20 protein-coding genes are annotated in these 21,863 nt (G+C 64.8%); 14 read left to right on the top strand and 6 right to left on the bottom strand.

The genetic code is table 11. The features are described from left to right. Positions 1–31: 31 nt before the first annotated feature. The 3 genes from M2334_RS05025 (at position 32) to M2334_RS05015 (ending at position 2,773) form a co-directional block, all read left to right on the top strand. Complete coding sequence (locus tag M2334_RS05025; RefSeq protein ID WP_264594067.1) at positions 32–778, top strand: electron transfer flavoprotein subunit beta/FixA family protein; 747 nt, start codon at positions 32–34, stop codon at positions 776–778. Between the two features lie 107 nt (positions 779–885). Then, positions 886–1,815 carry an electron transfer flavoprotein subunit alpha/FixB family protein gene (locus M2334_RS05020; protein ID WP_264594066.1) on the top strand — a complete coding sequence of 310 codons (930 nt, stop codon included), beginning with the start codon at positions 886–888 and terminating at the stop codon, positions 1,813–1,815. A gap of 292 nt (positions 1,816–2,107) precedes the next feature. Further along, the gene (locus M2334_RS05015) at positions 2,108–2,773 is read left to right on the top strand and encodes a DUF1345 domain-containing protein (protein ID WP_264587646.1); all 666 of its coding nucleotides are present in this window, start codon (positions 2,108–2,110) and stop codon (positions 2,771–2,773) included. Between the two features lie 249 nt (positions 2,774–3,022). On the opposite strand, the gene M2334_RS05010 is transcribed toward M2334_RS05015, so the two are convergent. Both M2334_RS05010 and M2334_RS05005 read right to left on the bottom strand, forming a co-directional pair. After that, positions 3,023–3,808 carry a 3-hydroxybutyrate dehydrogenase gene (locus M2334_RS05010; RefSeq protein WP_181560335.1) on the bottom strand — a complete coding sequence of 262 codons (786 nt, stop codon included), beginning with the start codon at positions 3,806–3,808 and terminating at the stop codon, positions 3,023–3,025. After that, positions 3,805–4,983, bottom strand: coding sequence for a patatin-like phospholipase family protein (locus tag M2334_RS05005; protein ID WP_264594065.1), 1,179 nt, complete (start codon positions 4,981–4,983; stop codon positions 3,805–3,807). Before M2334_RS05005 ends, M2334_RS05010 begins: the two co-directional genes overlap by 4 nt. A 194-nt stretch (positions 4,984–5,177) precedes the next feature. Between M2334_RS05005 and M2334_RS05000 the strand changes: the two genes are divergently transcribed. Next, positions 5,178–6,062 (top strand): neutral zinc metallopeptidase, encoded by an 885-nt coding sequence (locus M2334_RS05000; RefSeq protein WP_264594064.1) that lies wholly within the window; start codon positions 5,178–5,180, stop codon positions 6,060–6,062. 840 nt (positions 6,063–6,902) lie between these two features. On the opposite strand, the gene dksA is transcribed toward M2334_RS05000, so the two are convergent. Then, positions 6,903–7,364, bottom strand: a complete 462-nt coding sequence (gene dksA / locus M2334_RS04995; protein WP_181560338.1) for an RNA polymerase-binding protein DksA — start codon at positions 7,362–7,364, stop codon at positions 6,903–6,905. 262 nt (positions 7,365–7,626) lie between these two features. Between dksA and serS the strand changes: the two genes are divergently transcribed. From serS to rimO, 4 genes are all read left to right on the top strand, one after another. Then, positions 7,627–8,904, top strand: coding sequence for a serine--tRNA ligase (serS, locus tag M2334_RS04990; RefSeq protein WP_264604921.1), 1,278 nt, complete (start codon positions 7,627–7,629; stop codon positions 8,902–8,904). Next, positions 8,904–9,677: a 5'/3'-nucleotidase SurE gene (surE, locus tag M2334_RS04985; protein WP_264594062.1), complete on the top strand. Its 774-nt coding sequence runs from the start codon at positions 8,904–8,906 to the stop codon at positions 9,675–9,677. The genes serS and surE overlap by 1 nt, the downstream gene beginning before the upstream one ends. Positions 9,678–9,784: 107 nt before the next feature. Continuing rightward, positions 9,785–10,843, top strand: a complete 1,059-nt coding sequence (locus tag M2334_RS04980) for a potassium channel family protein (protein ID WP_264595363.1) — start codon at positions 9,785–9,787, stop codon at positions 10,841–10,843. A gap of 79 nt (positions 10,844–10,922) precedes the next feature. Beyond that, the gene (gene rimO / locus M2334_RS04975) at positions 10,923–12,293 is read left to right on the top strand and encodes a 30S ribosomal protein S12 methylthiotransferase RimO (RefSeq protein ID WP_264594061.1); all 1,371 of its coding nucleotides are present in this window, start codon (positions 10,923–10,925) and stop codon (positions 12,291–12,293) included. A gap of 97 nt (positions 12,294–12,390) precedes the next feature. On the opposite strand, the gene M2334_RS04970 is transcribed toward rimO, so the two are convergent. Beyond that, positions 12,391–13,218 carry a DUF3298 and DUF4163 domain-containing protein gene (locus M2334_RS04970; RefSeq protein WP_264604920.1) on the bottom strand — a complete coding sequence of 276 codons (828 nt, stop codon included), beginning with the start codon at positions 13,216–13,218 and terminating at the stop codon, positions 12,391–12,393. An 83-nt stretch (positions 13,219–13,301) separates the two neighbouring features. Between M2334_RS04970 and M2334_RS04965 the strand changes: the two genes are divergently transcribed. The 5 genes from M2334_RS04965 to M2334_RS04945 all read left to right on the top strand — a co-directional run bounded on the left by M2334_RS04965 (position 13,302) and on the right by M2334_RS04945 (position 17,715). Continuing rightward, on the top strand, positions 13,302–14,702 hold the full coding sequence (locus M2334_RS04965; RefSeq protein ID WP_264604919.1) for a leucyl aminopeptidase family protein: 1,401 nt from the start codon (positions 13,302–13,304) through the stop codon (positions 14,700–14,702). 91 nt (positions 14,703–14,793) lie between these two features. Then, on the top strand, positions 14,794–15,699 hold the full coding sequence (locus tag M2334_RS04960; protein WP_264604918.1) for a C40 family peptidase: 906 nt from the start codon (positions 14,794–14,796) through the stop codon (positions 15,697–15,699). Beyond that, the gene (gene argC, locus M2334_RS04955; RefSeq protein ID WP_264604917.1) at positions 15,696–16,622 is read left to right on the top strand and encodes an N-acetyl-gamma-glutamyl-phosphate reductase; all 927 of its coding nucleotides are present in this window, start codon (positions 15,696–15,698) and stop codon (positions 16,620–16,622) included. The genes M2334_RS04960 and argC overlap by 4 nt, the downstream gene beginning before the upstream one ends. Before the next feature lie 242 nt (positions 16,623–16,864). After that, complete coding sequence (gene msrA / locus M2334_RS04950) at positions 16,865–17,395, top strand: peptide-methionine (S)-S-oxide reductase MsrA (RefSeq protein ID WP_264575208.1); 531 nt, start codon at positions 16,865–16,867, stop codon at positions 17,393–17,395. A 98-nt stretch (positions 17,396–17,493) separates the two neighbouring features. Beyond that, positions 17,494–17,715, top strand: coding sequence for a hypothetical protein (locus tag M2334_RS04945; protein ID WP_264594056.1), 222 nt, complete (start codon positions 17,494–17,496; stop codon positions 17,713–17,715). A 45-nt stretch (positions 17,716–17,760) separates the two neighbouring features. Here the strand turns inward: M2334_RS04945 and M2334_RS04940 are convergent, their stop codons facing one another. After that, positions 17,761–19,551, bottom strand: coding sequence for a glycosyltransferase (locus M2334_RS04940; protein WP_264604916.1), 1,791 nt, complete (start codon positions 19,549–19,551; stop codon positions 17,761–17,763). A 369-nt stretch (positions 19,552–19,920) separates the two neighbouring features. Next, positions 19,921–20,877, bottom strand: coding sequence for an L-threonylcarbamoyladenylate synthase (locus M2334_RS04935; RefSeq protein WP_264604915.1), 957 nt, complete (start codon positions 20,875–20,877; stop codon positions 19,921–19,923). Positions 20,878–21,041: 164 nt separating this feature from the next. Here M2334_RS04935 and M2334_RS04930 point away from each other — a divergent pair, with 164 nt between their 5' ends. Further along, positions 21,042–21,863 (top strand): ATP-binding protein, encoded by an 822-nt coding sequence (locus M2334_RS04930; RefSeq protein WP_264606034.1) that lies wholly within the window; start codon positions 21,042–21,044, stop codon positions 21,861–21,863.

Here is a 21,863-nt window from a genome sequence, read left to right as displayed (position 1 = left end):
CTAACATTTGAATGTCTTAAGGAGAGCGCAGATGAAAATCCTCGTCCCCGTAAAACGGGTGCTCGATTACAATCTCAAGCCGCGCGTGAAGGCGGACGGGTCCGGTGTGGACCTTGCCAACGTCAAGCTGAGCATGAACCCCTTTGACGAGATTGCCGTCGAGGAAGCCATTCGCCTGAAGGAAAAAGGCGTCGCGACCGAGATCGTCGCGGTCTCCATCGGCGAGGCGAAGTCGCAGGAGACGCTGCGCACGGCACTGGCCATGGGCGCGGACCGCGCGATCCTGATCACCCATGAGGGCGTGGCCGAGCCGCTGGCGGTGGCCAAGCTCCTCAAGGCGATTGTCGATGAGGAGCAGCCGGGGCTGGTGATTCTCGGCAAGCAGGCAATCGACGATGACAGCAACCAGACCGGCCAGATGCTCGCCGCGCTGCTCGGCTGGGCACAGGGCACCTTCGCCAGCAAGGTCGAGGTATCGGGCGACACGGCGAACGTGACGCGCGAAGTGGACGGCGGGCTGGAAACGGTGGCGCTCGAGCTGCCGGCCATCGTGACGACCGACCTGCGCCTGAACGAGCCGCGCTATGCCTCGCTGCCCAACATCATGAAGGCCAAGTCCAAGCCGCTCGCGCAGAAGACGCCGGCCGACTACGGCGTGGACATGATGCCGCGGCTGACGACGCTGACGGTGACCGAGCCCGCCAAGCGGCAGGCGGGCGTGAAGGTGAACAGCGTGGATGAGCTGGTCGAGAAGCTGAAGGTGCTTGGGGTCGCCTGAGCGACCGATCACTTTTCCGTTCGTGTCGAGCGAAGTCGAGACACGCCGCGCACAACGCTTCTCGACTTCGCTCGAAGCGAACGGGATGCGGATGAAGGGACAGGATAATGAAGACACTGGTTCTGGTCGAGCATGACGATGCCACCCTCAAGGATGCGACCCTGCCGGTCGTGACCGCCGCCGCCAAGCTGGGCGAGGTCCATCTGCTCGTCGCGGGCAAGGGCTGCGCCGGGGTGGCGGAGCAGGCCGCCAAGATTGCTGGCGTCGCCAAGGTGCATCTCGCCGATGATGCGGCGTTGGAGCACCAGCTCCCCGAGAATGTCGCACCGCTGATCGTCGACCTCATGGGGCATCATGACGCCTTTCTCGCCCCGGCCACGACGACCGGCAAGAACATCGCGCCGCGCGTCGCCGCCTTGCTCGACGTGATGCAGATTTCGGACATCATCGCGGTGGATGGGCCGGACACGTTCACGCGCCCGATCTATGCCGGCAATGCCATCGCGCAGGTGAAGACGAGCGACGCCAAGCTGGTCATCACCGTGCGCGGCACCGCCTTCGACAAGGCGGCGCCCGAGGGCGGATCGGCTCCGGTGGAGGCCGTGTCCGGCACCGGCGATGCTGGCACCGCGCGCTTCGTGTCCGCCGAGGTTGCGGCCTCGGAGCGGCCCGAGCTGACCAGCGCCAAGGTGATCGTTTCGGGCGGTCGTGGCGTGGGCAGCGGCGAAAATTACAAGGCGCTCATCGAGCCGCTGGCCGACAAGCTCGGCGCCGCTGTCGGCGCCTCCCGGGCGGCGGTGGATGCGGGCTTCGTGCCCAATGATTATCAGGTCGGCCAGACCGGAAAGATCGTGGCGCCGGACGTCTACATCGCCGTCGGTATTTCCGGCGCCATCCAGCACCTTGCCGGCATGAAGGACTCCAAGACCATCATCGCCATCAACAAGGACGAGGATGCGCCGATCTTCCAGGTGGCCGACGTTGGACTGGTGGGCGACCTGTTCCAGATCGTGCCGGAGTTGACGAGCAAGCTCTGAAGCGCGGGTTGAATTTGGCAGAATGCGGGCGCGTCGATATTGGACGCGTCCGGGTTCTGCGGGGCCAAGACCGGATCATGTTGGCGCTCGGACCGTCCAGAAATGTTGTTTGTCTGAATAACGGAAGTCAGAGATCGAGGAGCCTGAGCGTCGCTCCTGAACGCGAGCGTTGGCGGACCCAAGCGAGGGTTACGCTTTACGCAGCTTCTCGTTTCAACCGGTGACACGCGCCGGCGCTAGCAGATGAAGAAACAAGGTTCGGCAGGCAATTTCGCCCGCTATAGTCGCGCCGATGGCTCTTGACCTTGGACGGCGCCTTGCGCCCATACGCTTCCTCGCTTTTGCGGCGATCCTGCTTGTCAGCCTGCCGCTACTGCATCCGGTGCTGGGCTGGCGCCATGCCATGATGGCAGGATTCGACGTGGCGGCCGGCATCTTTCTGCTGTCCGTCTGGCCTTTGCTGGCGCGCGCCGGGCCGGATCAGATGCGCCAGTCGGCTGCGCGGAACGATGCCAATCGCACCTTGCTGCTGGGGATAACCGGCGCGGTCTCGCTGGTGGTGCTCGTCGCAATCTTCTCCGAACTTGAGAACAGGCACGATCCCGGCGTCGAGGCCATGGCTCTGGTCATCGGGACCCTGGCACTGGCGTGGATCTTCTCCAACATGGTCTACGCCCTCCATTATGCCCATATGTTCTATGTGCGGAGCGAGGGCGACGCGAAGGACGAGGGCGGCGCGGATGCGCGCGGCTTCGACTTTCCCGGCACCAAGGAGCCGACCTATTGGGATTTCGTCTATTTCAGCTTCACGCTGGGCATGACGTTCCAGACCTCGGACGTGGCGGTCACCTCCACCTCGGTCCGGCGCGTGGCGACGATCCACTGCCTCGCCGCCTTTGTCTTCAATCTGGGCGTACTGGCCTTCACGATCAACGTGCTGGGCGGCAGCGGCAACTGAGCCCGTCGCGCCGGCTGCGACACATTGATACAAACTCCGCCGATTGCGACAAAGTCTCGTGACAAGTGGGGGCTATACAGTCTTCATCAGCGTTACTCTCCCACGGCGCTGATACTCTCCCACAGTCCCCGACGGCCCCTCCCTCCCCCAGGGAGGGGCCAAGGACGTTGGGGCTAAGTGCCCCCATCCCAGCTAGATTTGCGAATAGTGCTCCTGCGCGCTTCTATCTAGCTGTCGTAATTCTAGCCCTCAGGCAGCGGTCCAGCCGCCATCCACGCTGATGTTCGCGCCGGTAATGTTGCTCGCGGGATCCGAGCAGAGGAACATCGCGATCGCGGCCACCTGCTCCACCGTCACGAACTCCTTGGTCGGCTGGCCGGCGAGCAGCACATCGTTGATGACCTGCTCGCGCGTCATGTTGCGGGCTTTCATCGTGTCCGGAATCTGGCCCTCGACCAGCGGCGTCCAGACATAGCCGGGCGAGATGCAATTGGCAGTGATGCCAAAGGTCGCCAGTTCCAGCGCGATCGTTTTGGTGAAGCCGGCAAGGCCGTGCTTGGCGGTCACATAAGCCGACTTGAACGGCGAGGCGACGAGGCTATGCGCGGAGGCGGTCTGGATGATCCGGCCCCATTTGCGCTGCTTCATATAGGGCACGGCAAGCCTGGTGGTGTGGAAGGCGGATTCCAGATTGAGCTTGATGATGAGGCTCCACTTGTCGAGCGGGAATTCCTCCACCGGCGCGACATGCTGGGTGCCGGCATTGTTGATAAGGATATCGACGCCGCCGAAGGCCTCCGCCGCCTGCGCCATCATCGCCTCGATCTCCTCCGGCTTGGTGAGATCATGGCCGGAATAGATCGCCTTCGCACCACTCGCCTGCTCCAGCGCCAGCCGCTCCTTCTCGATGGCGTCTGCATCGCCAAAGCCGTTGATGACGAGGTTGACGCCCTCGGCCGCCAGCGACTTGGCATAAGCAAGGCCGATGCCCGATGTGGAGCCGGTGATCAGCGCTGTCTTGCCCTTCAAACTCATGCCTGCTTCTCCTTGATCTGACCGGTCAGCGCGAGGTCGAAGGTTGCGCTGCGGCCACTGACGATGTTTTCCGCGATAAGCTGGGTCCCGTGCGAGAGCACGGCGGCGACGGCGGCATCGCCCTGCGCCCAGTGATCCAGCATCGTGCGGCGCGAAAATTCGAAATCGCGCGCGCCGCTATGCCAGGCGCGCAGGCGGTGGATGAGATGGATGATGTTGACCGATCCTTCTTCGATCATCCCCGCCAGCCGCCGCGCCTCGGATGTTTGGGCGACGTCCTGCGGCAAGCGATCCAGCAGCGCGCGGATCGCCTCATGCTCCCGCCGGGTACGCAGGAAGCGGTCCGTCACCTGCCGGGTGCGGCTGGAATATTGAATATCCTTTTGCCGCGACCAGACATCGCTCATTTCGCGCGGCAGCGGCCCTTCTGCCGGGAAGAGATCGACCTGGAAGATCAGCAGATCACCGGACTGATGATCGAGGACATGACTGAGCGGGGTATTGGAGACCAGGCCCCCATCCCAATAATGGCGGCCGTCAATCTCCACCTGCGGCAGGCCCGGCGGCAGGGCACCGGAAGCCATGACATGGCGGGCATCGATCCGGCCCCGCCATTGCGGATCCTGATTGTCGAAATAGACGAAATTGCCGTTCTCGATATCCACTGCGCCAATGGAAAACCGCATGGGACCGTGATTGACCCGGTCCCAGTCGACCAGCCGGTCCAGCGTCTCGCGCAAGGGCGCCGTGTCGTAATAGCTGATCGCTTCCGTCGTTCCGGGCGGTGCCCATAGGGGCTGCAAGAAATGCGGGCGGAAGAAACCTGGTACGCCCCCGAGCAGCACGGCGCCGGCGGCGGCGAGATGTGCGCCCTCGCGCAGATGATCGTCCTCGGGCAGGCAGATGTTCGGCAGGCCGCTGCTGACGAGAGTCCAGAACTCGGTCAGACGCGCCACCCATTGATCGGCCGTGTTGCCGGCGATGATGGCGGCATTGACGGCGCCGATGGAGATGCCCGCGACCCAGTCGATCCCGATGCCAAGCGCCGCCAGCCGCTCGATCACGCCGGCCTGATAAGACCCCAGCGCACCTCCGCCCTGGAGGACCAGCGCGACCTGATCGGGCAAAGGAAGCGGCGCATGGCCGCCGCGGCGACGCGGAGTCGGCATATCCATGGTGCGATGCAATATCCCATTCCCCGGCTGTCCACCAGCGCCGAGCGGGGACCGGATGTCGTGATCCCCACAGAATTGCCGGGGCGTTGGGATAGTTCCTAGCCTTGTTGCATTTCACCGTCGCAGCGGGGAGAATTTCCCGACACATCGACCATGGCGTGATCATGCAAGCACGCGCTGGGGAAGGGACGAGAATGCGGCTCGACGACGAACGGGAAAGCAGCAACTACGAGATCCAGCGTGGCGGCGGGGGCGGTTTCGGCGGCGGGGGCGGCAATCTGCTCGGCATGTTGCTGCCGATGATCGGCAGCCGCTTCGGCTGCGGCGGGGTGGTAATCGCGCTCGCCGTGTTCGCCTTCATCAGCTTTAGCGGTGGCGGGCTGCTGACCGGCGGAGATACCTCGCAGCCGGCGACCGAACAGGGCGCTCCTGCGGGTCAGGAGGGAGAGCTGACACAGATGCAGAGCTTCTCGCTCAAGGTGCTCAACACCACCGAGCGCATCTGGGGCGATCTCTTCCGGCAAAGCGGCCAGACCTACAAGCCCGCCGTCCTCTCTTTCTATGCCCAAAACGGACAATCTGGCTGTGGGATCGCGCAATCGGCCATGGGACCATTCTACTGCCCGCTCGACGAGAAAATCTACCTCGACACGGATTTCTTCCGGGAACTGCAGCAGCGCTTCGGCGCACCGGGCGACTTCGCCCAGGCCTATGTGATTGCCCATGAAGTCGCGCATCATGTCCAGCATCTGGAGGGCCGGCTGGATGATGTGAACAAAAGGCAGCAGCAGCTGGGCGAAGCACAAGCCAATGCACTTCAGGTCCGCATCGAGCTGCAGGCCGATTGCTACGCAGGGGTGTGGGGACGCCGTACCGGTCTGATGGAAACTGGCGACCTGGAGGAAGGCCTGCGCGCTGCCGCAGCGATCGGCGATGACACGCTGCAAAAGGACGCCGGGCGCCGGCCGGTGCCGGACAGCTTCACCCACGGCACCAGCGCCCAGCGGGTGGCTTGGCTGCGTCGGGGCTACGACTCCGGCGACCCTGCCCAGTGCGACACCTTCAGCGGCGACATCTGATCGTCGAAGCGGGCAGGTGATTCGCGAATGAGGGCGACATTGCATTCGATTGCAATGTTCAGCTAGGAGCAAGGCGCCCTTGTCCATGATCAGAAAATGGCGGGTTTCTTTGAATTTTTTTCGCTTCTTTGAGGCGATCGCCGGTTGATTCCGTCACCTCTCGCGCGCGCGAGATAAAACTCTGCAGCGAGAGGGATGAAGAAGGTTTCCTCTTCGGAGAAAATTTTTTCTCTTTTATATCAACGCTGTATACGCAAATTACATTTTTGCATCAGCGAGTTTCGTTTTTCGCACTTGCAGCAAAAAGCGGATGTGCTATTTAGAAACTGCCTTTCAGGCATCCTCTCCTAAGACTCAAGGGGCCGATCTCTCACGAGGTCGGCCCTTTTTTTTTGTATAAAACTGCATTAGGCAGGCCCGTCTCCATCGCTCTTACAAGATTACTTCGGAGAGGGAGCCGCCGGGAAGACCGGCACGGGCGACGGGACAAAGCGGAGGATCGAGCGCTTAGAAGCAGCTCTCCTCCGCTTTTTCGTTTCTGGACATTGGCGCGATTATAGATGCAGCAGAATCCTGCTGTCATTGCGGGCTGACTGCCGTAGGCGGGTGTGAGCGCGCGGGTTAGGGCACAAGGATGCTCCCCGAGCGAAGGCGGCAGCCCGGCACCGTTGACAGCCTCGCGAGAGAATAGAAAGCCCGCGAGCACTGAACCGCGCACGCGCAATCAACGCTAGTTGATCAGTCAGGAAGGCCAGCGGCCGAACGCCGCTCGTCGCCAGCGCACCCTGCTAAGATGCGCGAGCTATCAGGACGAGGGCAGCCAACCGACGGCCGCTATGATCAATCGTCGCGGGAGACTTTTTCCTGCCGTTCGTGGCGCTCCTGCGCCTCGACGGTCATTGTCGCGATGGGGCGGGCTTCGAGGCGACCGAGCGAGATGGGCTCACCGGTCACTTCGCAATAGCCATACTCGCCATCGTCGATGCGGCGCAACGCGGCGTCGATCTTCGAGATGAGCTTGCGCTGGCGATCGCGGGTGCGCAGCTCGATGGACCAGTCCGTTTCGCTGGAGGCGCGATCGTTGAGATCGGGCTCGCGCAGCGGTTCGCTCTGCAGCGTGGCGAGCGTGCCCTCTGCCTCGGCGAGAATTTGCTTTTTCCAATCGAGCAACCTGCGGCGGAAATATTCCAGCTGCAGCGGCCCCATAAACTCTTCGTCTGCGGAAGGCCGATAGCCCTCGGGAAGATCGATCCCCGAGCCTTTCGAGCCGTTTTTATCCGACGAATCTGCAAGCGAGGCCATTCACTTCTCCGCGTCGATCAAGTCGCCGATTTCCGGCGCTCTCGCGGCGCCTATAGAGCGCAGCCGAGAGTGAAACAAGCACTGTTTCCAGCGCATTGAACGATGACTGAACAACGGCCGAATCCGCCGTGAATCGGCGGCCGAACGAGACGAATACCGCTGCCCTCGCCAGGCTTGGGCGGCGGTGCCAGTCGCGTCCTCACCACTGGGAGATCGCTGGCCGCTTGATCGGCCATGGCGCGCGGGGCATAGGCGGTGCGCCATGCATGATATCAAAGCCATTCGGGACAATCCCGCCGCCTTCGACGCCGCCCTCGCCCGCCGTGGTATGGAGCCGGTCGCCGCCTCTATCGGCGAGGAGGACACGCGCTGGCGCGCCGTCGCCACGCAGGTGCAGGAAGGCCTCGCGCGACGCAACGAGGCCAGCAAGGCCATCGGCCAGGCGATGGCGAAGGGCGACAAGGAGACAGCCGAGGCGCTGAAGGCGGAGGTCGCGACACTCAAGACCAGCCTGCCCGAGCTGGAGGCGCAGGAGAAGGCGCTGGCGGAGGCTGTGCAGAGCCGCCTCGCCGCCATTCCCAATCTGCCCGCCGCAGACGTGCCCGAAGGCGTCGATGAGGCGGGCAATGTGGAAGTGCACCGCTGGGGCACGCCGCGCAGCTTCGACTTCACGCCGCAGGACCATGCCGATTTCGGTCCTGCGCTCGGCCTCGATTTCGAGGGTGCGGCTGCCATGTCCGGCGCGCGCTTCGCGGCGCTGCGGGGGCAGATGGCGCGGCTGCATCGGGCGCTCGCGCAATTCATGCTCGACCGGCAGACGGAGACCAATGGCTATACCGAGGTCAATCCACCGCTGCTGGTGCGCGACGAGGCGGTGTTCGGCACCGGGCAGTTGCCGAAGTTCGCCGAAGACCTCTTCCGCACCACCACCGGCCACTGGCTGATCCCGACCGCCGAGGTGAGCCTCACCAATCTCGTGCGCGAGCAGATTTTGACCGAGGCCGCGCTGCCCATGCGGTTCACGGCGCTCACGCCCTGCTTCCGCTCGGAGGCGGGGTCGGCCGGGCGCGATACGCGCGGGTTCATTCGCCAGCATCAGTTCGAGAAGGTCGAGCTGGTGGCGATCTGCACACCCGATCAGGCGGCGACCGAGCATGAGCATATGCTCAAATCCGCCGAGGGCATTCTTGAGGCGCTGGGCCTGCCCTATCGTCGGATGCTGCTCTGTGCTGGAGACATGGGCTTCTCCGCCACCAAGACCTTCGATCTGGAAGTGTGGCTGCCGAGCCAGCAGACCTATCGCGAGATCAGCTCCGTCTCGACCTGTGGCGACTTCCAGGCGCGGCGCATGAATGCGCGCTACCGTCCCGAGGGCGAGAAGGGCACGCGCTTCCTCCACACGCTTAACGGATCGGGCCTCGCCGTGGGGCGGACGCTGGTGGCGGTGTTGGAGAATTACCAGAATGCCGATGGCAGCGTGACGGTGCCTGAGGCGCTGCACGCCTATACCGGCGGCCTCAAATTGCTGACGCCGGCCTGATGCGCATCCTGCTCACCAATGATGACGGCGTGAACGCGCCCGGCCTCAAAGTGCTGGAAAAAATCGCGCGCTGCTTTTCGGACGACATCTGGATCGTCGCACCGATGGAGGAGCAATCGGGCGCCGGGCATAGCCTGACACTCTCCCGCCCGCTGCGCCTGCGCCAGCATGGCGAGAAGCATTACAGCGTCTCCGGCACGCCCACCGATGCGGTGATGATGGCGGTGGGGCATCTGATGAAGGACCAGAAGCCCGACCTGCTGCTCTCCGGCGTCAATCGCGGCGCCAATCTGGGCGAGGACGTGACCTATTCCGGCACCGTCTCGGCGGCGATGGAAGGCGCGATCTCCGGCGTGCGCTCGATTGCGCTGAGCCAGGTCTATTCGCGCGAGGGGCTGGGCGACAGCATCCCGTTCGAGGCGGCCGAGGCCTGGGGCGAGCGGGTCGTGCGCGCGTTGCTCAAGCAGGATGCGCTGGAACGCACGCTCATCAACGTCAACTTCCCTGCCCTGCCCGCCAGCGCGATCAAGGGCATCAAGGTTGCGCGCCAGGGCTTCTACGACATCGACCGCACCCGCATCGTCCCGGGCACCGATCCGCGCGGCTATGATTATTTCTGGTTCGGCCTGCACCATAGCGACTCCGCGCCGGAAGCCAGCGATCTGGCGGCAGTGGCGGAGGGCTATGTCTCGGTGACGCCGCTGCATTACGATCTGACGCATTATGAACTGCTGACGGCGCTGGAAGAGGGGCTGGCGGGGGCTGGAGAGTAAGGCGGCGATCTCAAGCCCCTCCTCTGAAGAGGATGGAGGAAGGTTCAACATCCCCTCCCCGGTTGCTCGCCTTGCACCCTGCCCTCCCCACTGGCACAAGGCCGGTGATGTTCCAGCGCGACGATCCCCGCGTGCCGCCGCGCGCATTCCTCCGGCGACGCTCGTCCCTGCCGGTCTGGGCGGATCTCGCCTGGCGGGTCTGTGCCATGCTCATCCTCGCGACCTTCGTTTTGCTGGTTCACTGGGTCGAACGGGACGGCCTGCGCGACAATCTCGACGGGGAGGTCAGCTTCGGCGATGTCGTCTACTTTACCGCCGTAACCGTCACCACCGTGGGCTATGGCGACATCGTGCCGGTCACGGACCGGACGCGATTGTTTGAGAGCATTTTCGTCACCCCGGCGCGCATCTTCGTCTGGCTGATCTTTCTTGGCACGGCCTATCAGTTCGTTTTCCGCAATGTTTGGCACAGGTGGCGCATGTCGCAGATCCAGAAGTCCCTCACCAACCACATCATCGTCGCCGGCTTCGGCACGAGCGGTTCCGAGGCCGTGCGGGAGCTGGTGGCGCGCGGCACAGACCCCCGCTGCATCGTCGTCATTGAGCGCAGCGACGAATCGCTGGCGCTGGCCGAGGCCGCTGGTTGCAACATCCTGAAAGGGGATGCGACGCGCGACCAGACGCTGATGGACGTGCGCGTTCAAGAAGCGCAGGCCATGATCGTCTCGGCCGGACGCGACGACACTTCGATCCTCGTGACGCTGACGGCTCGCCACCTCGCGCCCGATATCCCGCTGAGTGTCGTCGTGAGGGCGCCAGACAATGAGTCGCTCGCCCGCCAGGCGGGGGCGACGACGGTCATCAATCCGGTCAGTTTCGCCGGACTGCTGCTCGCCGGTTCGTGCCAAGGCGCTCATATCGCCGATTATATGGCCGATCTTGCCGCATCGGGCGGGCGCGTGCAGCTGCGCGAGCGCCGCGTCACGCAGGCCGAGGTGGGCGAACCGCTGAGCGCGATCCAGACCGGCCTGGGCGTGCGGCTCTACCGGGCCGGGCGCGCTTATGGTTTCTGGGAGCCGGAGGCCGCGATGCTCTATGCGGGCGATACGGTCATCGAGATCATCGCCAATGACGGGCCGGCCGAAAGAAGCCCGCCGCCGAACTGATCGCCGAACTGAACCTTCAAGGGCCTTGCGCGGGACGACTCGCATTTTGCGCTGACCACCACTATATGCGCGCGCAATCATGGCATTGAAAATTCCCGACGCGCCCAAGGTGGGCATGGTCTCGCTCGGCTGCCCCAAGGCGCTGGTCGATTCAGAACGTATCCTCACCAAGCTGAGGAGCGATGGTTACGCGCTGTCCCCGGACTATGATGGCGCGGACGTGGTGCTGGTGAATACCTGCGGCTTCCTCGACAGCGCCAAGGAAGAAAGCCTCGAGGCAATTGGCGAGGCCATTGCCGAGAACGGTCGCGTGATCGTGACCGGCTGCATGGGCAATGAAGCCGAGCTGATCCGCGCCCGCTTCCCGGAGGTGCTGGCGATCACCGGTGCGCATCAATATGAGGATGTGGTCAATGCGGTGCACGATGCCGCGCCGCCCGTCCCCAATGCTTTTGTCGATCTGGTGCCGGAGGGCGGCCTTAAGCTCACCCCGCGCCATTATGGCTATGTGAAGATCAGCGAGGGCTGCAACCACAGCTGCGCCTTCTGCATCATCCCCGACCTGCGCGGAAAGCTCGCCAGCCGGCGGATCGATGCGGTGCTGCGCGAGGCGGAGAAGCTGGTCGCGGCGGGCACCAAGGAACTGCTGATCATCAGCCAGGACACCTCTGCTTATGGGGTGGACGTGCGCCATGAGGAGCGGTTATGGAAGGGCGAGCCCGTCCGCACCCATATGACCGACCTTGCCCGCGCACTCGGCGGCCTGCGCACGCCACAGGGCGAGCAGCCCTGGGTGCGGCTGCATTATGTCTACCCCTATCCGCATGTCGACGCGGTGATCCCGCTGATGGCGGAAGGGTTGCTGACGCCCTATCTCGACATCCCCTTCCAGCACGCCGCGCCCAATGTGCTGCGCGCCATGAAGCGTCCCGCCAACGAGGCCAAGGTGCTGGAGCGCCTGCGCGGCTGGCGGGAAATCTGCCCGGACATCGCGATCCGCTCCAGCTTCGTCGTCGGCTTCCCCGGCGAGACGGAAGCGGACTTCCAGTATCTGCTCGACTGGCTGGAGGAAGCGCAGCTCGACCGCGTCGGCGCGTTCCGCTTTGAGCCGGTGGAAGGCGCGCAGGCCAATGCCCTGCCCAACCATGTGCCCGACGAGATCAAGGAAGAGCGCTTCCAGCGGATCATGGACGCCTGCGCGCGGATTTCAGCCGCCAAGCTGGCCGCCAAGATCGGCCGGACGCTGCCTGTGATTATCGACGAGGTTGGCGAACCGGATGAGGACGGCAGTGTCGGGGCGACCGGCCGCAGCCAGGCTGACGCGCCCGAGATCGACGGGCATGTTTATCTGCGCGACGTCGATCCGGGGCTTGCGGCGGGGGATTTCGTGACCGTCGAGATCGAGGATGCGGACGAGCACGACCTGTTTGGCGTGCCGATTTCGGTCTGACGAAGCTTTCCAGCCTCCCGTTCGTGTCGAGCCCTTCGACTGCCCGCCTGCGGGCAGTCGAAGGGCTCGACACGAACGGGAGGTGGGGATTGCGGGCCTACTGCGCCGCCGCGAAGGCCCCCTTCCAGGACGGTTTCACCGCGCCCAGCACTGCCGCATCCACCGGCACTTCGATCTCGTAAATCCCTTCCGCATAGGGTCCGGCCTCATAGGGCATGATCACGAAGTGGAGGCGGTTGAGCGCGCCACCACCTGACGTCGCGGCAATGATCGTCTGCTTGGTCGGATCGACACATTGGTCGAATTCGGGGATCGGGCTGCCCTCCCCGCTGCCGACGGGCTCTCCGCGCCGCTTGGTGCGCTCGGCGTCCAAAGCCGCGCAGAAGCGGTCTTTAACGGCGCGGCCTAGCGCAGCAATGTCGAACAGGTCGCTGGCTTCCAGCGCCTCGTTCCCGGCCTTGTCCCAGTAGAGAACCTTGACCAGCGGCATGCCGTGCGCGCCGCCCGTATAGCTATAGCCTTCGCTGCGCAGAACGAGCAGCGTCGGCACGTCGGCCGCCACGGACCAGTCCTCGGTGTAGCTATAGCCACGGAAGGGATAGCCGGCTTCCTTCGCGGAGGCTTCTTCTGCCCGGATGCCGTCCTCCGTCTCCTTGCGCTGCTTCTCCGCGCTCTCCTGCAGCATGGCATTGAGCGGGGCGATGGCAGCGGCCGCGGCGGGCCAGCTGACGCGAAATTCGGATTCGCCCTTGGTGAACGCCACCGACTTGCCTCCCACCCCATTGGCCTGCATGGGGTTGGCAGGCTCGGCGGCATTGGCCACATTTTCGACCGGCGCCTGCATATTGTTGGCGACGGTTTCATTGCCGCAGGCGGCCAGCGCGATGCACAGGCTGAGCAGAGTAGCGGTCTTGATGGGGGCCATAGGGCAATCCTTTCACGAATGGGGCGAGCCTAACGGATCAGCCGGCGCTTGCCGAGGCCCCTTGCGCAATCTAACCCTGCATTATGACGGACCCAGCCGATCTCGTGCGCCCCGACACGGGCCAGACCGCCCATCTCATCCATCTCATCGATGCCGCCAACTATGAGCAATGGCTCGCCGGACGGACGGAGCGGGAACGCGCGGCGCTCGTGGCGCAGAATTACCAGCCAAAACCCTATGCCCACGCCATCATGCCCGGGGAAAAGCCCGATGATTGGAGCGTGGTGACATATGTCGCCAATGTCGACTCGCTCTCCAGCTGGTGCCTCGCCAAATTGCCGGGCGTACTGCCCGCCGGAACCTATCGTCTGGCGGATAGGGAGCCAGGTCCCGCGATCTTCGGCTGGATGACGGCGCAATATCGCTTCGAGCGCTACAAGGCGAAGCCGGCGGCCAAGGGGCCGTGCGTGCTGCTCAGCAGCCAGCCCGGCGCCATTGACGGTGAGGCCGCGCAGGCCCGCGCGACGGCGCTTGTGCGGGATATGGTCAATACGCCGACGGCCGAAATGGGACCGGACGAGATCGAGGCGCAGACGCGCGCGGTCGCCGAGCGCCATGGCGCGACCATGACCGTGACGCGGGGCGATACGCTCGAATCGGGCTATCCGATGATCCACGCCGTCGGCCGCGCGGCGGACCGAGCCAATGCGCCCCGGCTGATCGAGCTGGTCTGGGGCCGCGAGGAGCATCCCCGCGTCGCGCTGGTCGGCAAGGGCATCACCTTCGATACCGGTGGGCTCGATATCAAGCCGGCCTCCGGAATGCGCCTGATGAAGAAGGACATGGGCGGCGCGGCCCATGCGCTGGCGCTGGCGGACCTGGTGATGGGTGCGGGCCTGCCGGTGCGCCTGCACCTGCTGCTGCCGGTCGCCGAGAACGCCATCGCCGGCAATGCCTTCCGCCCCGGCGATGTGCTGCGTAGCCGCAAGGGCCTGACCGTGGAGATCGGCAATACCGATGCGGAGGGACGGCTGGTGCTCGGCGACGCACTGACGCGGGCCGGCGAAGACAAGCCCGAACTCATTATCGACTTCGCGACGCTGACCGGTGCGGCGCGGGTCGCGCTCGGCCCGGACCTGCCCGCGCTGTTCACCAATGACGATGCGCTGGCGGCCACGCTGGCCAGCTGTGGCAGCGACGTGGATGATCCCCTCTGGCGCCTGCCCCTTTGGGCGCCCTACAACGACCTGTTCAAGAGCGACATTGCGGACCTCTCCAACAGTGGCGAAACGCCGTTTGCCGGCGCCTCGACGGCGGCGCTGTTCCTCCAGCGCTTCGTGCCGGACAAGACCCTGTGGGTGCATTTCGATACCTTCGCCTGGCGGCCGACCGCCAAACCGGGCCGACCCAAGGGGGGCGAGGCACTCGGCCTGCGCGCGACCTTTGCCATGCTGCAAAAGCGCTACGGACAGTCGGGGGATTGAGCGATCGGGGCGTCTGCGCCGGGGGCCGGGATGCACCGTTGCGGTCGGGTATCCCTTGACCTTTCGGCCTGTTTTGCCGCAGGGGGCGCCGATGAAACAGACCATCGCCGGGACTAGCGTGGCGTCGTCGCCCGAACGCAAGAGCGTGAAGCTGGATGGGACATCCCGCAGCTACGATCCACGCGTGCGCGCGATCCGGCCCGATCTGGCCGATGTCGCCCTCGCCGATCTGTATTTCGCGCCCCATTATGCCGCGCCTGTGCCACGCAGTTGCGTCGTGGCCGCCTCGATGCTGCGCGCCGCCCCGGATGCCGCCGCGAGCGCCGTGAGCGAGCTGCTCTATGGCGAGAGCTTTCACATGCTCGATGCCCGCGCCGGCTGGGCCTGGGGCTATTGCGGCCATGATCATTATGTCGGCTATGTGCCGCTGGATGCGCTGGGCGAACCTGCCGAAGCCAGCCATATCGCGCGCGGCATCGCGCCGGTGTTCGCGGCGGCTGATATCAAGTCACCGGTGCAGATGCTGCTGCCCGCCGGTGCCAAACTGGCCGGTACGGCGCAGGGCGATTTTCTCGCCATCGCCGAAGGATTTGTCCATCAGCGGCACGTCCGCACTCTCGCGGATGTCGAGAGCGACTGGGTTGCCGTCGCGGAGCGCCATCTGGGCGCGCCCTATATATGGGGTGGCCGGGGCCTTGGGCTCGATTGCTCGGGGCTGGTGCAGATCGCTCTGGCTGCCTGTGGGATCAACGCACCGCGCGATACCGACCAGCAGGCCGAGGCCGTCGGCGAGGCGCTGGGCGACAATGCCGCGCTCCGACGAGGCGACATCGTCTTCTTCCCCGGCCATGTGGGGCTGATGGTGGATGGCGAGCGCCTGATCCATGCCAATGCCCACGCGATGGCCGTGACCATAGAGCCGCTGGACGATGTCGTCGCGCGGCTCCGCGACACGCATGAGCAGCCGGTGACAGGCCGGCGCAGGATTACGACATGACAAAGATTTTCATTGACGGCGCCGCCGGCACCACCGGCATCCAGATCCGGGACCGGCTGGAGGGGCGCAGCGAATTCGATCTCATCACGCTGGGCGATGCCGCCCGCAAGGACGATGGCGCGCGCGCCGAAGCGATCAACGCCGCCGATATCGTCATCCTCTGCCTGCCGGATGATGCTGCGCGCCAGTCCGTGCAGATGATCGCCAATGATCGCACGCGGGTGATCGACGCCTCGACGGCGCATCGCGTGGCCGACGGCTGGGTGTATGGCATGCCGGAGGTCTCCGGCCATGATGCGGTCGCGAAAGCCCGCTTCGTGAGCAATCCCGGCTGCTATTCGACCGGCTTCATCGCGCTCGTGGCGCCGCTTGTGCAGGCCGGGATCATCCCCGCCGAGACGCAGCTCACATGCAACGCCGCCTCCGGCTATTCCGGCGGCGGCAAGGCTATGATCGCCGAATATGAGGGCGCAGAGGGCCCGCCGAGTGCCTTCCGCACCTATGCGCTCGGCCTTGGCCACAAGCATGTGCCCGAAATGCAGGCCCGCTGCGGCTTGGCGCATCGCCCGCTGTTCGCGCCGGCCGTCGTGCCGGTCTATTCCGGCATGATCGTGGACGTCCCGCTGCATCGCGATCTGTTGGCCAATGGCGCGGATGCCGGCACCATGCGCGCAGCGCTGGCCGAGCATTATGCCGGCTCGCCGATCATCAGCGTGGCGGATGGCTATGAGGCGGCGACGCTCCCCATCGAGCTGCTGCGGGACAAGGACATCATGCGTCTGTTCGTGTTTGCGGATGAAAACAGCGCGCAAATCCGTCTGGTCGCGGCGCTCGACAATCTCGGCAAGGGCGCGTCCGGTGCGGCCGTGCAGAACCTCAACCTGATGGCGGGCCTGCCGGAGACGACGGGGCTGCGCCTTTAGGCAACGGCCAGCGGATTCCCGTTCCCGTTCCCGTTCGTGTCGAGCGAAGTCGAGACACTTTGCCACTGCGCTTGACGTGTCTCGACTTCAGCTTGCAGCTGAAGTTTATCCTGAGCGCCCGCCTGCGGGCAGTCGAAGGGCTCGACACAAAGGGCAGGTGGACTGGGCGCACCCCTTTGCACCCCGCCACCGGCTTCCTATCTTTGAGGCAACACACCCCTCCTCGAAAGGACGCCCCCCTCATGAGCGCGACTGCAACGCTGGCCGGCGGCTGCTTCTGGTGCACAGAAGCGGTCTATCAAAATCTCGCCGGCGTCGAGTCCGTCGAGAGCGGCTATATCGGTGGCAGCAAACCCAACCCCACTTATGAGGAGGTCTGCTCGGGCAGCACGGGCCACGCCGAGGCGATCCGCATCACTTATAATCCGGCCGTGATCGGTTATGGCGATCTGCTCGATATCTTTTTCGCCACGCATGACCCGACGACGCTGAACCGCCAGGGAAATGACATCGGCACCCAATATCGCTCGGCCATCTTCCCTCATGATGCCGAGCAGGAGGCCGAGGCACGCGCTGCCATGGAACGGGCACAGGCGGACTGGCCCAGCCCTATCGTCACGACGATCGAGCCGCTTGCCACCTGGTATCCGGCCGAGGATTATCACCAGCAATATTGGGATCGGGTCGGCGACCGGAACCCTTATTGCATGGCGGTGATCCCACCCAAGCTGCAGAAGCTGCGCAAGGGCTTCGCCGATCGCCTGAGGACCTGAGCAGCAAGCGGCTGCCATTCCGGCGCAGCAGGCTTGCGCGACGGCGGGAAGCCGCTCAGACAGTGCTCCTGTCCCTGATGGACATTGGAGAGGCTGCCATGGTTCGACCTGCCCTGCTGATCGCCGCGAGCGTGCTTGGACCGCTCGCCCTGCAGGGCTGCGTTGCTCGCACCGCCTACAAGGTAGCCAAGGCGCCGGTCGATGCCGGTGCGAAGATGGCTGACTGGGCAACGGTCAGCGGCGACGAAGCGGATCGGGAACGGGGTCGCGAACTCCGGCGCAAATGCAAGGCGCGCTACGACCCTTATTATTGCAAATGAGGCAGGAGGGCGGGACTAGCCGCCCTCCCCTCGATTGTCAGAACCTCAGCTTTCCCAGACGCGGCTGACGGCCACGCGCGCATCCCGCGGAATGTAGCGCGGGCGAGACGGCCGGGGCGCCGGGCGGGAGGCACGAATGGCCGTCGCCGCCATCAATGGCGCACAGAAGAAGCGCAGGGCCAGCGACACGAAGCCGATGAAGCTGAGGAGCGCGACGCCCGTGCCAAGCAGCCCGATGGCAAACAGGCACAGCACTGCCACGGCGAGTGACGCGCACCCTGCGATCGTCTCTGGCCGGGTCGCCGCGAAAGGCGATTCGTCGGCCAGTCCGGCGAACTTGGGCGTGCGCCGCCAGGCGAGCGGGCGATTGGAGAGGCCGGCAATGCCTGCGACCAGCACGACATAGCTGAGCGAGGCGCGGGCGATCTCGCCCCACACCATGGCGCCAGTGTCATAGCAGCCGGACAGGCGATAGCGATGCACGAGCCGCACCCACCATGTCGCCGCACCGATGAGCATCAGCAGACCGGCGATGGACGGCACCTTGACCGGCTCCATAGCGCCGATGGCCAGCCCGACGACCATGGCAATCATGCCCCCCACGCTGACGACGAGCGCGGCCAGCGTCTGCAACGGCGCGAGGCAGCGCACGACTTCCAGCAATTTGGTCCAACCCGGCAGTGGCGCGGCAAAGGGCGCCGGCAGGAACAGGCGCCAGTGACGACGCAGCTGCTGCACCGGACCCGCCGTCCACCGGAAGCGCTGCTTCTTGTAATCGTCGAAGGTCTCGGGGATCAGGCCGCGCCCAAAGGTCTCGCCGAAATACAGGCCCTCATAGCCGACCTTGCGCAGGCGGACGGAGACTTCTGAATCCTCGGTCAAACACCACTCGGCCCAGCCACCGGCTTTCACCAGCGCATCCTTGCGCATCAGACACATCGTACCGATGGTGAAGGCACCGCCATATTCGCTCACGCCGGGGTAATCGACCTTGTTGACCGGCATATATTCCCAATAGCAGGCGCTCAGATAGTCGTTGCCCTCATAATCGCGATAGTCGTGGGGCGTCTGTATATAGCCAAGCTTCGGATCGGCGAAGAACGGTAGCAAGCGCGAGAGGAAGTCGTTGCGGGAATAATAATCGGCGTCGATCACGCCGATGATCTGCGCATCGGAGGCGGTCTGCTCGAGCAGGAAATTGAGCGCGCCAGCCTTGGCGCCGGGCAGCGGATCGACATGGAAAAAGCGGAAGCACTCCTTGCCGAGCTTAGCGTTGAGGCGCGCGCAATGGGCTTCCAACGGCCTCCAAAGAGCTTCGTCCTTCGTATTATTATCGCAGACCAGAACTTCGAAATTATCATAATCCTGGGCGGCGAGGCGGTTCATCGTCTCGATCACGATCTCGGGCGGCTCGGCATAGCAGGCGAGGTGCAGCGAGACCTTGAGATGCGCGGCTGCGGGATCGGATGAGGGGATCGCCACAGGCAGGCGCCAGCGCTCATGCGTCAGCACTGCTTCGCGCGCCACGCTGGCGATGAGATTGGCGAGGAAGGCGAACAGCGTCAGCCCGAGCGCGGCGAAGGCCAGCACCATCAGCAATGGCGGCAGGCCGGCTTCGAGAATGAACAGCGTGCCCCACAGGCTCGTCATCACGCTGCCAAGCCCGGCGCCAGTCAGCCAGAGGATGCCCGGCATGCTGAAGCGCACGAGATAATAGCGCGCGATTGCGACCAGCGTGATCGCGGCGAGGAAGATGGGGATGACCGAGCCGATCTGCCAGGTCACCAGCGCCGTGGCGAAAAGCGCGCCGAACGAGGCGCCCAAAAACTCGTGCACTTCCTCGGAAACCGGCCGAGAAATACGATGCGGCGCAGAAACGGCACGAAGTGTCAAAAGTGCAGCCGCAAGTGTAAAAAATGCAACGAAGATCAACGAAGAATCGAGATCAACTCTGGATAAGGCGATCAATTATTCAGTCCTCCGTTTACTGCCGACACGCCAACTGGATTTGCCGCGTCCGTGCATAACGCATGGATTTGACAATCGAGCCTTCACGAACTCTTCAAAAACCGCAAACCAGCCAGCGGCAAACCGTGCATGAGCCGCCGCTGCCTGCCACATGTGCGAGATTCGCGAGGATGGCCAGCGGTCGATCGGCCCCGCCCGTCCCGCATATTTTCAACCGACTCACTGCTCAGGCCGACCTCACGCAGCCGCGCGCCGCAGACGATCGTTGATGGCAAGGCCGAGCCCTTCAGACGGGATCGGCGCCACCGAAATGCGCGCCGCCGCGCTCTCATCCGCCTCGTGCAGAGCGGCGAACAGATTGGCGGCGGCTTCGACCACATCACCGCTCGGGCTGAGGTTGCGCTGGGATGGTCCCGGACCGAAACCGATGTGGAAGCTGCCCGGCGCAGGGTCCGTGCAGTTGAGCATCAAGGGTTTGGATGGCGCATAATGGCTTTCGAGTTGGCCGGGCGCGGTAATCCCTGCACTGGCTGCCGGTGCGCGCACCGGTCGTCCGGTGATCGCTTCGAGGCGCTCCGGGGTGACCGGACCTGGTCGCAGCAGGATGATCGCATCGTCGAGCGGCTCGACGATGGTCGATTCCACGCCATCGCTGGCTGGCCCGGCATCGAGGATGAACGGGATACGCCCGCCGAGGCTGGTCAGCACATGGCTGGCACGGGTCGGACTGATCGCGCCGGAGCGATTGGCCGAGGGGGCGGCCAGCGGCACGCCCGCCGCGCCGATGAGCGCGCGCATTGCCGGATGCGATGGCAGCCGCACCGCCAGCGTGGGAAGACCGGCGCTGGCAAGCCCGGCGACGGGACTATCGGGCAGGCGCGGCAGGACCATGGTCAGCGCGCCTGGCCAGAATGCCTCGGCCAGCGCCTGTGCCGTGGCGTTGAACGACACCAGTTGGCGCGCCATCGCGACATCGCTGACATGGACGATCAGGGGATTGAAGGACGGGCGGCCCTTGGCCTCATAGATGCGCGCCACGGCGAGATCGTTGGTCGCATCAGCGGCGAGACCGTAAACCGTCTCGGTGGGCACGGCGACCGGTTCGCCGGCCATGATCAGCGCGGCGGCTTCCGCCAGCCCGGCGCTGTCATAGGCGCGAATACGCGTTTCGAGGGACCGGGTGGCGCGGGACATGTGCGGCCTATAGCCGCGCCGCGTGACACATTGAAGCGGCATGATAGCGTGGCGGCGACGGGGCGGAGACCGGTGCCGCCCGCCTTCGCGTCTTGACCTCGCGGGAACGGCCCGCCACGGCTCAATCCATGATGACCGAGGGAAATGCCATGTCCACACCGTCCATGGACGATGCGCTCGCGCGGATCGCCGCCGCGCTCGAACGGCTTGCGCCGAATGCCGCCGCCACCCCGGATCTGGAGGCGCATCCGGCCTATCGATGGGATGGGAAGACGCTGGTGCCCATCGAGGGCTTCGAGCCGATCGACTACGCCCTGCTGACCGGCATCGACGCGCAGAAAGAGGCTTGCCTTGAGAATACCCGTCGCCTCGCGCGGGGCCATGCGGCGCACGACATTCTGCTGTGGGGTGCGCGGGGAACGGGCAAGTCGGCCACGGTCGCCGCCTGTGTCGGCCAGGTGCAGAAGGAAGGGCTTCCGCTCGCGATGGTCGAGATCGCCACGGACGATCTGCGCAGCCTCGCAACGCTGTTCTCGCTGCTGCGCGCCGCGCGCCGGCCGATCATCCTCTATATCGACGACCTTGGTTTCGACGGTGACTTCGGTGCCGATGCGCGAGCACTGCGCTCGCTGCTGCAGGGTGGCGCCAGTGCGCGCGGGAGCCATGTGCGGCTCTATGCGACCTCCAACCGGCGCCACATCGTGCCGCGCTCGATGGGCGAGCAGGATGACCCGATCAACCCCCGCGACGTCGTGGACGACCGGATGGCCCTATCCGACCGGTTCGGTCTGTCGCTCGGCTTCCATGCGCTCGATCAGGATGCCTATGTCGCCATCGTGCGCCGCTATGCCGCCCGTTATGAACTGGACGTCGATCCACTGGCCGCGATCCAGTGGGCAACCCAGCGCGGCAGCCGCTCAGGCCGGGTCGCCTGGCAATATGTCGTGGAACTGGCCGGGCGGGCGGGCATTACGCTCGACCGCTAA

It is taken from the genome of Sphingobium sp. B11D3D (genome assembly GCF_025961755.1).
GTDB lineage: Bacteria > Pseudomonadota > Alphaproteobacteria > Sphingomonadales > Sphingomonadaceae > Sphingobium.
This window is presented reverse-complemented; position numbering and strand designations above follow the sequence as displayed.